Annotated in this window: 11 protein-coding genes, 1 tRNA gene and 1 pseudogene; 4 read left to right on the forward strand and 9 right to left on the reverse strand. The window is 67.9% G+C overall.

The window, feature by feature from the left end:
• Positions 1–11: 11 nt before the first annotated feature.
• Positions 12–98, forward strand: a tRNA-Leu gene (locus ABZK10_RS05515).
• A 349-nt stretch (positions 99–447) separates the two neighbouring features.
• The gene (locus tag ABZK10_RS05520; protein ID WP_353808178.1) at positions 448–966 is read left to right on the forward strand and encodes a hypothetical protein; all 519 of its coding nucleotides are present in this window, start codon (positions 448–450) and stop codon (positions 964–966) included.
• Between the two features lie 21 nt (positions 967–987).
• Here ABZK10_RS05520 and ABZK10_RS05525 read toward each other — a convergent pair.
• The 5 genes and pseudogenes from ABZK10_RS05525 to ABZK10_RS05545 form a co-directional block, all read right to left on the reverse strand.
• Positions 988–1,362 (reverse strand): annotated as a pseudogene (locus ABZK10_RS05525) (recombinase family protein); the annotation flags it as partial.
• A 43-nt stretch (positions 1,363–1,405) separates the two neighbouring features.
• Positions 1,406–2,595, reverse strand: a protein-coding gene (locus tag ABZK10_RS05530) for an IS3 family transposase (protein ID WP_353808179.1) whose coding sequence is annotated in 2 segments (ribosomal slippage) — positions 1,406–2,314 and positions 2,317–2,595 — 1,188 coding nt in all. Because the reading frame shifts where the segments join, the coding sequence is not laid out codon by codon here.
• Positions 2,596–2,838: 243 nt separating this feature from the next.
• Positions 2,839–4,053: a DNA cytosine methyltransferase gene (locus ABZK10_RS05535; protein ID WP_353808180.1), complete on the reverse strand. Its 1,215-nt coding sequence runs from the start codon at positions 4,051–4,053 to the stop codon at positions 2,839–2,841.
• A gap of 92 nt (positions 4,054–4,145) precedes the next feature.
• The gene (locus ABZK10_RS05540) at positions 4,146–5,966 is read right to left on the reverse strand and encodes an SNF2-related protein (RefSeq protein WP_353808181.1); all 1,821 of its coding nucleotides are present in this window, start codon (positions 5,964–5,966) and stop codon (positions 4,146–4,148) included.
• Positions 5,967–5,971: 5 nt separating this feature from the next.
• On the reverse strand, positions 5,972–8,248 hold the full coding sequence (locus tag ABZK10_RS05545) for a hypothetical protein (protein ID WP_353808182.1): 2,277 nt from the start codon (positions 8,246–8,248) through the stop codon (positions 5,972–5,974).
• A 311-nt stretch (positions 8,249–8,559) separates the two neighbouring features.
• On the opposite strand from ABZK10_RS05545, the gene ABZK10_RS05550 reads away from it, so the two are divergent.
• Entirely contained in the window at positions 8,560–8,991 is a 432-nt protein-coding gene (locus ABZK10_RS05550; RefSeq protein ID WP_353809615.1) for a very short patch repair endonuclease, read from the forward strand.
• Between the two features lie 715 nt (positions 8,992–9,706).
• Here the strand turns inward: ABZK10_RS05550 and ABZK10_RS05555 are convergent.
• On the reverse strand, positions 9,707–11,098 hold the full coding sequence (locus ABZK10_RS05555) for a hypothetical protein (RefSeq protein ID WP_353808183.1): 1,392 nt from the start codon (positions 11,096–11,098) through the stop codon (positions 9,707–9,709).
• Positions 11,099–11,279: 181 nt separating this feature from the next.
• Positions 11,280–11,705, reverse strand: a complete 426-nt coding sequence (locus ABZK10_RS05560) for a helix-turn-helix transcriptional regulator (protein ID WP_353808184.1) — start codon at positions 11,703–11,705, stop codon at positions 11,280–11,282.
• Between ABZK10_RS05560 and ABZK10_RS05565 the strand changes: the two genes are divergently transcribed.
• Positions 11,690–12,367, forward strand: coding sequence for a DnaJ family domain-containing protein (locus ABZK10_RS05565; protein ID WP_353808185.1), 678 nt, complete (start codon positions 11,690–11,692; stop codon positions 12,365–12,367). The genes ABZK10_RS05560 and ABZK10_RS05565 overlap by 16 nt on opposite strands.
• Before the next feature lie 117 nt (positions 12,368–12,484).
• Here the strand turns inward: ABZK10_RS05565 and ABZK10_RS05570 are convergent, their stop codons facing one another.
• Together ABZK10_RS05570 and ABZK10_RS05575 are read right to left on the reverse strand one after the other, a co-directional pair.
• Positions 12,485–13,138: an HAD-IA family hydrolase gene (locus tag ABZK10_RS05570; protein ID WP_353808186.1), complete on the reverse strand. Its 654-nt coding sequence runs from the start codon at positions 13,136–13,138 to the stop codon at positions 12,485–12,487.
• A gap of 26 nt (positions 13,139–13,164) precedes the next feature.
• Entirely contained in the window at positions 13,165–13,707 is a 543-nt protein-coding gene (locus ABZK10_RS05575) for a YbaK/EbsC family protein (protein ID WP_353808187.1), read from the reverse strand.
• Between the last annotated feature and the right edge of the window lie 35 nt (positions 13,708–13,742).

Consider the following 13,742-nt stretch of genomic DNA (forward strand, 5'->3'; position numbering starts at 1 on the left):
GCCGGTGGTGAGCGCAAGTGGCGGAATAGGCAGACGCGCACGGTTCAGGTCCGTGTGCCCGAAAGGGCGTGGGGGTTCAACTCCCCCCTTGCGCACCATAGGAGGCTTACTGCAATCGCCCTGAACTTTCAGGGCGGGCAGCAGGTCACCTACGGAAAAATCAGAGAACGGGTCACCCTTTGGGGTGGCCTGTTCTGCATTTACGGGACTCCTGCGGGCAAGCTCAGCTTCAGCCGTGTTCGTAGCCGACTCCAGCGACTGACCAGCCTCCAGTGCGGTCCAGCCGCGTTCGGCGGCGAGGAGTTCCACGAGGGGCGAAGTGAGCTCGTCTCCGACCACCTCGTCATTGACGACGTAGATGCGATTGAAGAGCGCCTGGTTGAGCTGACGGCGCGTGTCGTCCGATGCCTGTCGGTAGAGCTCGTAGGGATCGGCGAGCAGGTCGAGGTGAGCCTCGATGAACGCCAGGGCTCCGCTGAGGTCCTGCTCAACGGCCCCGAGCTGAATCGTGAGCTTGTCGCGGGCTCGTGTGATCTCGTGCAGCTTCACCTTGATACGCGCGGTCGGGAGTTCGCCATCGGCAGCGAGGTCGATGAGGTTCTCTTCCTTCACGGCCAACTGGCGGAGTTGGGTTTCGAGTTGCTGACGGAGGAGCTGCTGCGCCCGGGCCTTGTCGGCGACTGCCTCCTCGAGGCGCGCCCGCACCGCGGCGATGAACGCCTCGCTGAGGCGGATCGACTTGTAGTGGACTTCGATGGCTCGCTCGACGCGCTCCATGTTGGAGTAGGGCGCATCGCAGACGTGATCTTGCACACCCCGGCAGAAGAAGTACGCGTACTCGCCGCCATTCCGGCCGGTGGCGCGCATGATGATCATGCGCTTGATGACCCGATCCTCGAGACGGCAACGGCCGCACCAGATGGTGCCCTTGAGGTAATGATCGTTCTTGATGCGACGCTCACCTGACTTGTTGCGCGCATCGAGGAGCGTCTGGACCTGCTCGAACAGCTCGGGATCGATCAGGGGGTCGTGGCGCCCGTCGTAGGTCTCGCCCTTGTACTCGATCTCGCCGAGGTAGTAGCGGTCGCGAAGCATCCGCTGCACCTTCGACACCGCGATCGGCGCGGCCGGGCGAGCGGCAGTCGGCCGAGAAGTCAGCCCACGATCCGCCAGCTCCGTCGCGATGTCGTCAAGCGTGTGCTTGCCCGCGGCGTACAGCTCAAAGGCGAGCTTGACGAACGGGGCGCGTTCTGGGTCGATGGCGACGGATCGGATCTCGCGTCCGTCGATGCGCTCGAGCGTGTTGAGGTACCCGATTGGCGCCCGTCCGAGCGTGCCACCACTCTTTGCCTTCTGCCCCATCGGGTCTGCCCCGAGTCTGGTTGACGGTCGGGGTTTGCAGTGATTAGGCCGCTTCTGCGGTCACGTAGATCATCTCAAACTCGACGGGGGTGAGCTTGCCGAGGGTGCGTTGACGGCGCCGGCGGTTGTACTTCGTTTCGATCCAGGTCACGATCGCGAGTCGGAGGTTGTCGCGCGTGTCCCACCGCCTGGTGTTCAGGACGTTCTTCTGCAGCAGGCTGAAGAAGGACTCCATGCTTGCGTTGTCCCCGGCCCCGTAGGAGCGACCCATCGATCCGACCAGGCCGTTGTTCTCCAGCAGCCGCTGGGTGCGTTTCGCGCGAAACTGACCGCCCCGGTCGGAATGGCAGATCGTGCCGACCGGTGAGCGCAACGCGATCGCGTTGCGCATCGCGGCCCGCGCCAGGGACGACTTCATCCGGGAGTCGATCGAGTAACCCACGATCTTGTTCGACCAGACATCCTTGATCGCGCAGATGTAGAGCTTGCCCTCCCGTGTGGGGTGCTTGGAGATGTCCCACAACCAGACCCGGTTCGGCCCGTCGGCGACGAACTCGTGCCGGACGACGCCGTGCTCATCGACCACCGCGAGGAGGTCGTCGTGCGGGGCCGGTCCGGTCGAGCCGGGCTTGCTGCGCTTCTTGTGGTGGCTGGCGTGGATGCCCGCGATCCGGCACAGCCGGTGCACCCGGTTCTCACCCACCTGGATGCCGTGCTCGGTGTCGAGCTCGTCGGTGATGAACCGGTACCCGAGGGTCGCGTCATCGGCGTGGATCTCGTGGATCACGTCCAGCAGGTGCGCGTCGTCCCAGTCCCGCCGGCTCACGGGATCCTTGAGCCACTTGTAGTACCCCTGGGGTGTCAGCCCCAGGACCCTGCACGCCACCGCGACCGGCACCCTGATCGGGGCGCCGGCCGCGGCCATCTCACGGACGAGCGGGAAGACTATTTTCCCGGCAGGTTCGCCTGCGACAGGTACGCCGCCGCACGGCGCAGCACCTCGTTCTCCTGCTCGAGCAGCCGGATCCGCTTCTTCGCCTCACGCAGCTCGGCACGATCGGCGTCAGTCACGCCAGGACGGTGACCATCCTCGATGTCGGCCTTCTTCATCCAGTTCGACAACGAGCCCTCGGAGATACCGAAGTCCTTCGCGATCTGCGCCAACGGCGCTTGACCCTTCCGGGCCACGGCCACGACATCGTCGCGGAACTCTTTGGGATACGGCTTTGCCACAGGGACATCCTTCCAGCGAGGACGAATCCTCACACATCAGATGTCAACCAAACCCGGGGCAGACCCCTTCCTCGTCCATGTCGCTCGGCTTCGGCACCCAGAGTTCGCTGAGGGCTGGGAGAGATGAATCGACCTTGGTGTCACGTCGCGGGTACATGCGAGCATTGTCGCGCCCAGCGACGAAGGGTCAGTGCGCCTTGCCGACCTCGGTATGACTTGGCTGGCATGTCGACCGTGAGTTGGTCAGCGGGCGAGCGCCAACTCGCCTCCCGTCGTGGACGGGTCGAGTTCGACCTGATCGACGACGCCGGGCTTGAGCGCGAGTAAGTCGATGACCGCGGTTCCAACTTCTCGCATCAACGCGGGCGGGACGGCGTTGCCGATCATCGTCGCAAGATCAGCGCGCTTCACAGCCGCGCTGAAGGAGAAGTAATCGGGAAAGCCCTGGATCCTGGCGGCCTCGTGGGCGGTAAGCGCCCGCAGTGCGCTCGGGTGCATGTACCGGCCCTGCCCGATGCTGCCGAAGCCGCTCGTGATCGTCTGTGCGGGATCGTTCCAACTCAGCCGCCCATACATCGACTTGTACGAGTGGTTGCCGTCCTGATGACACTTAGGACGCTTTTCGTTCGGAAGATCGAGGTCCCCCGACTCCTGCATGTACTCCATGCGCTCGATGTTCGCGGGGCTCGCCTTCGGCGGGGTGTCATACCCAGCGGGGGTCGCAAGGCTGACTAGGTCGCCAATTGCCCATTCGAGATTGAACGATGAGTCCTCGGCTCGGGATGCGAGGCCTCTGAGCACGAGCTCGGGATCGATGCCCTCGACCTTCGACGCCAGTAGAACGTGGCGGCGACGCTTCTGGGCAACGCCGAGTGAGTGCATCCCTACCGTGGCGGTCGCCACCTCATAGCCGAGCTTCTTGAGGAAGTCGTAGGTGGTTTGCACGACACCGGCGGTGTCAAGACGAACCGTCGGTACGTTCTCGATCAGGACGATTGACGGCTCGAGGACCCGAGCCGCTCGTGCCATCTTCAGGTAGAGCTTGTTCTTCGGATCATCGCGCCGCGTTCGGTTGTTCAGATCGCTGTGCCCTTGGCACGGCGGGCCGCCGAACAGTAGATGCGTGCTCCCAACCGATTTCCGCGTCTTGAGCTCCGTCTCGGTGAGCTCATCAGCCAGTTCACCGTCGAAGTAGTCTTCGACGGACGCCATCATCGCGTTCGCTTTGGGAAAGTTGGCCTTGTACACGTCGACCGCAGCCTGCTCGAAGTCGACCGCGAGGCGCACATCGAGCGCGAGCCCGGCATCGGAGGCTGCCTGGGCAGCTCCCAGCGTGAGCCCTCCGCACCCCGAGAACAGGTCCACGATCCGCAACGCCGGATCGCCCGACTCGAAGGCCGGACGGGCCTTCTCCCTGAGGGGGAAGGCGGGCGCTGGGGTAACGGGCGAGGTTGGCATGTCGCTCGAGTTTAGCTCCGCCCTCGAGAAAACTCGAGCGGGAACCACGGGTGTGAAAATCGCCCGCGCGGAGGGCCTCTGTGGAGGAGGGGCTAGTTCAAGTGCCGGAGCAGATTGGCAATCTCGTGGCGGCTGAACCCTGCGGCTGCTGGACCGATTTGGACCTTGGTCAGGCGTTCAAGGGTCGGGTCGTTGAGCACCTCGTCCATAGCCCGGAGCTTCCGGCGCAGCGCGGCGTCGATCCGCTCGTCGATGGTTTCGATCCCCTGCAAGACGATCGCCCTGGCTGTGGTTCCCTTCGGCATTCCGACGCGGTGTGTCCGGTCGAGTGCCTGGAGGAAGAGCCCGGCGTTGAAGGTGCGGTCGACGTGCAGCTGAGTCTGGCAGGCATGGTGCAGGCTGACCCCTTCACCGAGCGTCTGAGGGGTGGCTAGCAGCACTGTGCAGTCCGAGTCGTGACGGAATCGTCGCAGTTCCCGTTCGCGGTCGGTGGCTGCACCGGGGTCGTGACGCGGGGTCGCTCCGGTGATCACCGCAGGCGAGTAGGGTGCCAACAGCCGCTGAAGCTCGTCGATATTTCCGAGGAAGTTCGTCCATATCAGCAACTTCTCGCCGCGCGAGGCGTAGTCGGCTGCATATCGGGCTGCAGCCAGCAGCTTTCCTGGTCTCGCGACGGCTCGGATATCGGCGATCAGCTCGGAGAGGGGGCGCCCCGCGTCGATGTCACTCGGCCAGGCCAACTCCCCGTCCGCCACCGACTCCAGAAGGGCTGGGTTTGACGCGCACGCAATGAGGCGGGTTACCGCCTGCTGAACATAATCGGGGTGGTCTGCCTGCAACTCCGGATTGTTCTTGAGCCCGCTCGCCAGCGCGTTGTACACGCGCATGTGCGCATCGTCGAGCCGCACCGGCTCGATCTCAATGACAGCCTCTTCGAGCCCCAGGCCGTCCTTGGTGATGCGTACCCACGAGCGGTCGGCATGGGGAGTGTGCGGGCTCGCGAGACGAGCGCCCTGACCGGGCCATGCAAGGTCGAGGATCGCGACGAGGTCCTCGGGTCCGTTCGGCATGGGTGTCCCGGTAAGCACGAGTCGCGCGGCGGCGATCCCCGCCAGGTCCGCAGCGCCGAAACCGTGAAGGCCATCCTTGCCGCGCTTGGCTCGGTGCGCTTCGTCGAAGACGATCATGAAGCGATGCCCGTGCGACCAGGCGTCGATCGCTGCGCGAATGCTGGGCTGCGCGGCTCGTTCGTAGTTGTAGACAAGGACCTCGCTTCGTCGCGAAGGCGAGGTGGGCGCGAGCTCCACAACGGGGATATCGCCGGTCGCGAAGCAGTCCTTCGCCTCGTCCTCCCACGCTTCGTAGGCACTCTGCGGAGCGATCACAAGCATGCGATCCACGAGACCGGCGGCGCGCATCAGCGCATAGACCGCGTAGGTCATGGTGGTCTTCCCGCTCCCGGGCACGGAGAAGTTTCCGCCACCGCCGCTCGAAACGAGCTGGACGACGGCGTCACGCTGGGCTGGAAGCAGTTGACGGGCGAACCCGGCGTCAAGAAGCGCCTGTTCAAGGTCTGCGTCGGCCCGCGCCGCGGGTGCCGCGAGTACTCGATCGACGGCACTCTGCACCGCCGATGCCGATCCCGCGGCCGCGCGAGCATCCGGTGTCCAGCGCCACTCCCACCGTCCGGCGGGCCACGGACGGCCGAGGATGTCCGCCACATCACCGGCCTTGTCCACCGGTACGACAAGACGCCGATCGCCATCGTCGTCTGCGCCGGTCTGGAGCAGGAACTCCTGGGCGAGGGAAAGCCAGGCCGATCGCGGCATCTCGCTCGGGGCGACGACGACGAGATCGCCGCCCCGACGAGACACGTTGCCCGACGCTCCTTCTTCGTGTGCGTCGTTCTCCATGGCGATCAGCGGGACACGCGACTCGCGGCGCGGGCGTACGCCTTGCCTACCTGGAAGAAGTCGACCAGTGACTGCAGGACCGGGATGACCTCATCGACGAGGATCTCGTTGATGCCGATCTCCTCGTACACCGGCTCACCCCAGAGGTCGGGAGCGTAGTCCGTGTCGAGCGGAAGCTCGTCATCGGGAGGGGTCTGGCCCAGCAGTTCCCCCGGGAGGATCTCCTTAAGACGCTCCGATCCGAACTCCCCATCGCGAGCCCGCTTGAGCGAGTCGACCAGTTCCTGGACCAGTCGGGCGAACTCCGTCTGCGGGTTGTCCGACGTGGTGCGGGCACCCAGCCAACGCTGGCGGAGGTACACGTCCGTGAGTTCCTGATCGTCATCTCGATCAAGAGGGATGGTCGGCATTGCTGACGCCGTAAGCGCGGCGATGGCGTCGGACAGCTCCGTGATCCCGACCTCGTGCTGAGCCATCGTGCGCAGCAGAATGCTCGGGTCGCTCGCCGAGATGTCGTTCGACTTACCACCGGCACCGAGGCCCGTGCGTGACAGTGCTGTGCGCTGCGCGATGAGTCCCGGGTTGGCCATCAGGGCGAGGCCTCCGAGCGCCGCGATCGCTCGCTGGGCGGGCCCGGCATTGTCCGGGTCGTCGTCAGCGCTTCGGCTGCTTCGCTCCGCCTGGGCGCGCGCAGTGAGCTCGGCGAGCGACAGCGACAGAAGCGACGGCCAGATCACCTCGTTCTGGTGCTCACTCGTCTTCCAGAACCAGCCGTGTCGGAAGGTCCCGAAGATGGCAGCCTGGATTGTTCCCTCCCAGCCGGAGCCGTTGAGGCCGAGCGCCGCGATCGCCTGAGCGGCAGCCACCTTCGCCCGATCGTCCGAATGCACGCGTGTGCTGTTCAGGCGCAGGCGCTGGTTGACGATCTCGAGCGAGTCGACGGGCGAGCTCTCGTCAGCCGGAGACATTGCTGACTGCGCGGTGAGCGCCGCCAGGAGCTTCGTCGTAGAGACGAGCAGGTTGCCGGGATCGCCGTCGTCGGTCTGCGGCGGACCACTCCATTCTGCGAGTGACTCGCCGAGCCACATCGAGCGTTCCGTCTGGCTGACGCGCGAGTCCGCCGCCAGGTCGTCCACGGCGCCGATCGCGATCAGGCCCAGGACGTCAGCGTCGTTCCATCGCTCCTTTGCCTTGCCAGGCATGTGGTAGCTCCGGATGAGCTCCTGCACCGTGTCCGACACCGGGTGCGCGAGTCCGCGACGTTCGGCGATGACCGGATCGGGGTTGACCGCGACGATCAGGTTGACCTCCATCGTCCGGATGAGCTGGAACGCGACCGCGGCCGGCGTCACGGCAGCGACAGACTCCACCCATCCTTCGATATTGGTCGCGCTAGGGAAGTACCCCGCGGCGGCGGTTGAGGAGAACTTCAGGCTCTCTGAGAGGGTCGAGAGATCCTCGGCGGTGAGATCGCGCAGTCGCGGCTGGGCGCTGCGCAGCCAGCGCTCGGTCGCGACGCTGGCGACGTTCCGATTGGCGAGGACGTCCATCGCCGCGAGAGCGGAGAACAGACGCTGCGCACCCTCGGCTGCCTGAGCGACCCAGGCGCTTCCCGTCGCCGAGTTGAGCTGCGTCAGGACCACATCAGGCGGATCGAGCACACCGAACTGGATGATGCTGTCGATGCGCCCCTTCTTCGGGCCGTCGGCTGCGGTGTAGTTGGAGAGGCCGAGCAGTCGGCGCTGGGCTGAGACGATCTCGAGGACGCTCTGCGGCCCATCGACAGCCATCGTGGGGAGCGACAGCAGCGGGTGGTCCTCCGCGGTGGTAACCAGATGAACCTCGCTGCCTCGCAGCTCGGACCCCATGCGACGGAGCGCGCGGCCATTCAGCATCCAGGGGAAGATCAGCGGAGTGTTCACGGTAAGGCGGACGAAGCGGAGAGTCCCGCTCTCGGTGCGCTTGGTCTGAATCTCACCGAGCGCCTTCATGTTCCGATCGGTGTCGGCGTTCAGCGCTTCGACCTGCCGCACGATGCCGAGGTCGACTTCTTCGACCGCGATGCGGTGCTCTTCGGCGAACACGTCGCGGAATCGTGCGCCCAGCCGGCTCAGCGGGGCGCCGTCGCGTTCGTCAGGGCGGCCTGCCTCCGGGCGGAACGGGATCGGGAGGAGCTTGCGGTCCTCGATGCGCGAGACGGGCGGCGCGGTCTCGGGATCTGCGAGCGGGCGCAGGACCCCCGCGCCGGTCTTGGCATTCTTGTTGGTTGTGGTGCGTGCCACGATCTGACCTCCTCGGGTCATTCGGGCCCGTGCTGGTCGATCGTCAGAAGACACGCATCCAACGTCGGCGTGAAGTGACCACGCCTGTTAAACACGAAACTTCCTCCATTCGAACCGGAACTTCGATCTCGGGCACCGCAACAGCTTCAGTCGCTGCATTGGAACCCGCTCTGACCTCGGTACGGCACGAGCAGGGTTATCTGTTCGCGGTCATAGTAGCAGACGCCATCGCCGAGCCCGTCCGAGACGCATAGGTTGGTTTCATGAGCGGGTCGGAGTCGTGGGCGTCGAGTCCTGGCACCGCGAAGTCCATGCGCGGGAACAAGCGTCGCGACACCTCACTCGAAGTGGCTGTTCGGCGAGAGCTTCATCGCCGCGGATTTCGATACAGAGTCGACGTTGCTCCCCTCGCGACAGTGCGTTCTCGCGCCGACATCGTCTTTCGGGGCGCGCGAGTTGCCGTTTACCTCGACGGCTGCTTCTGGCACGGATGCCCAGTCCACGCCACGTCGCCCAAGAGAAACGCCAGCTACTGGGTTCCGAAGCTCCAGCGCAATCGAGAACGTGACAGCCAGGTCAACGGTGCGCTGCGTGCGGCGGGATGGACGGTTCTGCGCTTCTGGGAGCACGAACCGCCTGGCGACATCGCACAGAGGATCGCGACCGTGGTCAGCGCGCACAGGACCGAAGGCCATGCGAACCCAACCGATCCGAGTGCTCCCTGCTCGACGCATCACCAATAGTTTGAAGAGACCCAGGTCAGAATGCATATTCAAGCTCAATGATTAGATGGCGCTACCATTGGGGTGTCGGCGCCACCGTTCGCCGCGCGATTGGGGGATGTCATGCCTAAGGGTCACAAGTGTCCGGTGTGCGGCAAATTCACGCTGCAGCCGTTTACGACGAACCAGCTCAAGTGCTCAAACTGCTACGCGGTACTCAAGAAAGATCAGATCCTCTAGTCCCGTCGATGCGCCTGAGCGGAACTACGGCTTGAGGCGTTTCAGAACGTTTCGAACTGTGCACTCGGAGAACCCGACTCGCTCCGCGATCCGTGCATACGACAGCCCGTCTGTCCGCAGCCGACGTGTGAGTTCGACCTGCTCCTCGTTCATTGAGTTTGACCGCAACGGAACTCCAGCGCGGTGAAGGCGGTGTCGGACCGTCCATTCGTTGATGCCGTACTTCGTGGCGATCTTGCTCGACTTCATCCCTCCCTGGTAGTCCGCGACGATTCCGGCGTTTGTAGCCTCGCTGAGCCCTGGGTACGGGGGCGGCCTGTTGCGGCCGTAGAACGCCCCCAGCGGCCGCCTGAGCCCGCAACTTCTTGAGGTGGGCCGTCGCCCTCTCTCGATTGCAGTGGGATTGCAGGAGGCGCACCAGAAGAGAACGGCTCGGGGCGGATGCTCCGGGCCGTTCGTCGTTCCCGGTGGCGCGCCGTCGCCTCGCGGCATCCGCTCACCACTGGAAGAAGTAGAGGTGCTGCAGCGCGATCGCGAGGGCGAGCTGCAGGAACAGCACCGGTCGCACGGCGCCACGCGGGAGCAGCGCGGTGCCGACGAGGAGCCACGGCACGAACGGCAGCCAGATGCGCTCCACCTCGGCCTTGCTCATCTGCGACAGGTCGGCGAGGAGCACGGTGGCGGCCGCGGCCAGCGTCAGCACGACGACGACCTCGACCGGGCGCGACCAGCGCCGCCACTCGCGCAGGCGCACGAGGGCGAGGGCGACGGATGCCCCTGCGGCGAGGCCCGCGCTGCAGACCAGCGCGGCGAGGTCGCCCCAGATCCAGTACGCGGCCGGGCGCCTGCTCGCGATGCCGTCCCAGTACCGGTCGACGAGCACCGGGTACGCCTCCCACCAGGCGAACCCGAACGCGGCGAAGACGAGCACGGGCACGAGGGCCGCGCCGGCGGCCCAGGGGAGCGGCCGCCAGTTCCGGCCGATCACGAGCACCGCGACCGCGAGCAGGCCCATGAGGACCAGGCCGTAGGAGAGGAGCACGCCGGAGCCCAGCAGCAGGCCCGCGCCGATCGCCCAGGCGGCCGTGGCGGTGCGCGACGCGGCGCGGGTCGCGAATGCGAGCAGGCACAGCCCCCAGGTCGTGAAGACCGCGAAGAGCGCGTCGCCGGAGACCGCCATCCAGATCGCCGACGGGCCGAGCACGAGGAACGGTGCGGCTCGGCGCGCGGCGTCCTCGGCGCCGAAGCGCCGCATGGCGAGCAGCACGGCGACCGGGATCGTGGCGGCCAGCAGCAGCACGAGCCATCCGGCGGCTGCGCCCGAGCCGAGCCCGATGCGGGTGAGCCCGACGAAGAACGCGAGCGCGCCGGCGGGGTGCCCCGCGACGTGGATCGGCCAGTTGTCGGGGTGATCGCGCGGGATCCGCTCGATGAACTCCTCCAGCGTCGCCGGCAGGTCGGTCACCTCGCGGGCGGTCGGCAGGTACTCGATGTCGGCGTCGAGCACCGCGGCGATGCCGTCGAACCCGTCGACCAGTGCGAGGCTCGCGAGCCAGGCGGCGCCGGTCGCCCAGGCAGCGAGGAGCAGCCATCCCCAGCGGAGTCGCGCGGCGACCGGCGCGGCGAACACCAGCGCGAGCACGGCGATCGCGATCGCCGGCGCGGTGCCGGCGCCGAACCTCGGGTCCCAGAAGCCGTGCAGCGGCGGGCCGCCCTTGACGTGCACGTTCCAGTCGACGGCGAGGGGCACGAGCACGGATGCCGCGACGAGCGCCGCGGCGATCGCGATGCCGATCCGGGTGGCGCGGTGCGCGCGCCGCTCCGGTCCGACGAGCGGGTCGGCGGGAGCATCCGCTCGGCCGCCGGCCCCGGGGCCCGGTGACGTCATGGCTCGACCCTACGGCGGGGTGCGCAGGGCGCGGGAGCACCGTTCGGGTTTCGTCACATCTGCGCCGGTTCCGATGTTCGCGAATGCGGATGCCGCGGACGACACGCCCCGCTGCGCGGGCGACGCGCCGGTGGGCACGGCGGAGCTCCGCATCGTGCATCGGGCTCGGCCGGGCCGAACGTCAGGCGCCGCGACCGAGGCCCGCCTCGCGGGCGGCGACGATCGCCTGCGCGCGGTCGGAGACCCGCAGCTTGGCGAAGATGTTCGAGATGTGGTTGCTGACCGTCTTGGTCGAGACCTGCAGGCGGTGCGCGATGCCGGCGTTGTCGCGGCCCTCGGCGATGAGGGCGAGCACCTCGCGCTCCCGGTCGGTCAGGTCGGGGCGGCGGGGGTGTTCCCGGGCGCATGGGTGCGCGACCCCATCAGACCGGGAGATCGGCGCACGTGGCGTGCCCGGGCGCGGAGATCGTGGGCGACGCGCCGCGCGCAGGGAGCGGCGCGCCGGGTGCGCGCGGACATCTCCGCATCCGCGCGCACAGCGGGGTTCGGTATCGTCGCGGGCACGGCCGAGGCAGCGGATCGGGGGTCGACATGGTCGGGGACGCACGGCGTGACGCGTGGCGCTATCGGGTCGATCGGGCCGCCGAGGAGTTCGTCCGGGAGCGTGACGGCGACCGGGTCGAGGAGCAGGGCGGGCCGGACGCCTCGGGGCCGACCGCCGACTCGGGCGCCCAGGGTGCATCCGACGAGTCCCCACGCGTGCCGACGGCGACCGAGCGCGCGGCCTACGTCGAGACCGCGATCCAGCAGGCGATGCGGCGCGGCGAGTTCGACGACCTGCCCGGCGCCGGCAAGCCGCTCGAGGGGCTCGAGGGGCGGCACGACCCCGACTGGTGGATCCGGCGGAAGATCGAGCGGGAGCAACTCGGCGGCCTCGGCCCGCCCGCGCTCACCCTGCGCGTCGAGCACGCGCAGCTCGAGGATCGCCTCGACGGCATGCAGCGCGAGCAGGCCGTGCGCGAGGCGCTCGAGGACTTCAACCGACGCGTGATCGAGGCGCGGCGGCAGCTGCTCGGGGGCCCGCCGGTCGTGACACCGACCCGCGACGTCGAGGCGGAGGTGCGGGCGTGGCATGCGCGGCGCGACGAGCGTCGCCGGCGGGCGGCGGATGCCGAGGCCGCCGAGGCTGCCCGCGCCGAGCGCGTGCGCCGGGAGCGACGTCCGTCGTGGTGGGGCGCTGTTCTCAGGAGGCCGCGGGGCGGCTCCTGAGTACGGCGCCCGGATCCGGGCACATCGGTGCGTGCGCGGGGCATCCGCGCAACGGATCGCCGACCTCCTCCTGAACACCGCCTCCGGCTCCTGAGAACGGGCAGCCCACGGACGGGGTCAGGGGAGGTGGACGAGCAGCGCGGCATCCGCATGCTCGACCCGGAGCTCCGTGTAGTCGGCGATGCGCGGGAGGCCCATGCGATCGGCGGTCTCGCTCGGCGCGTCGCCCACGACCACGACGTGCGCGCCCGAGGCGGCGCCGGCGCGGATGCCCGCCTCGGCGTCCTCGAAGACCAGGCAGTCGGATGCCGCGACGCCGAGCAGCTCCGCTGCGCGGAGGTAGGGCTCGGGGTCGGGCTTGCCCTGCGAGACCGACTCGGCGGTGATGATCGCGCCGGGGATCGGCAGCCCGACGCCGGCCATGCGCTTCTCGGTGAGCGGCCGCGCCGCGCTCGTGACGAGCGCCCACCGGTCGGCGGCCAGGGAGTCGAGGAATGCGCGGGCGCCCGGGATCGCCGAGACCCCGTCGGTGTCGTCGTACTCGATGCGACTGAGGTCGGCGACCACCGCGTCGATATCGGTGCCGTGCGGGGCGTACTTCCGCGCCGTCTCGACCATGCGCACGCCGTGCGACGTCGCGAGGATCTCGGCGACGTCGAGGTCGAACCGCCGCGCGAACTCCGCCCAGATGCGCTCGACCACCGGGTGCGAGTCGACGAGCGTGCCGTCCATGTCGAAGAGGATCGCGCGTGCGGAGATGGTGCGGGTCACCCGACCAGTCTCTCAGGCGGGCCGCATCAGGCGGACTGCGCGACCGGCAGCACCTCGGCGTTCGGCAGGGCGGCGAGCAGGGCGCCCGGCACGAGCAGCTTGGAGCCGCGGATGCCGCTGCCGATGATCATGCGGTCACCGGCGGCGACGTGCTCGTCGACCAGCACGGGCCAGTCCGCCGGCACGCCGATCGGGGTGATGCCGCCGTACTCCATCGCGGTGAGCTCGACCGCCGCGTCCATCGGGGCGAACGAGAGCTTGCGGGCGCCGAGGTGCCGCCGCACCGCGCCGTTCACGTCGAGGCGGTCGGAACCGCGCACCAGGCACGCGGCGTACCAGGTGCGCTCGCCGCAACGGGCCTGCACGATCACGCAGTTCGCGCCGTCGTGCATGCCGATCTCGTAGTGCGCGCAGAACGCGGCCGTGTCGGCGAGCGTCGGATCGATCTCGGCGACGAGCGCTTCGGCGGCGGTCGCGGAACCCATGGCGGTCAGCGCATCGACCACCGGCGCCGCGAGCAGGTCGGGCGCATCGAGGGCCGGCGTGAAGTCGAGGGTTCCGAAGCGCATCGGCACCAGCGTACGACGACCCGGGGCCGTCAGAC

Origin of the sequence: Agromyces sp. SYSU T00194, from assembly GCF_040496035.1 — a bacterium.
Lineage (GTDB): Bacteria > Actinomycetota > Actinomycetes > Actinomycetales > Microbacteriaceae > Agromyces > Agromyces chitinivorans.

What these genes read in the sequence shown, in the direction of transcription:
- ABZK10_RS05535 (WP_353808180.1), bottom strand. Translation starts at nt 4,053, where the DNA reads ATGCCAACCTCGCCCGTTACCCCAGCGCCCGCCTTCCCCCTCAGGGAG.
- ABZK10_RS05540 (WP_353808181.1), bottom strand. Translation starts at nt 5,966, where the DNA reads ATGGAGAACGACGCACACGAAGAAGGAGCGTCGGGCAACGTGTCTCGT.
- ABZK10_RS05550 (WP_353809615.1), top strand. Translation starts at nt 8,560, where the DNA reads ATGCGCGGGAACAAGCGTCGCGACACCTCACTCGAAGTGGCTGTTCGG.
- ABZK10_RS05555 (WP_353808183.1), bottom strand. Translation starts at nt 11,098, where the DNA reads ATGACGTCACCGGGCCCCGGGGCCGGCGGCCGAGCGGATGCTCCCGCC.
- ABZK10_RS05565 (WP_353808185.1), top strand. Translation starts at nt 11,690, where the DNA reads ATGGTCGGGGACGCACGGCGTGACGCGTGGCGCTATCGGGTCGATCGG.
- ABZK10_RS05575 (WP_353808187.1), bottom strand. Translation starts at nt 13,707, where the DNA reads ATGCGCTTCGGAACCCTCGACTTCACGCCGGCCCTCGATGCGCCCGAC.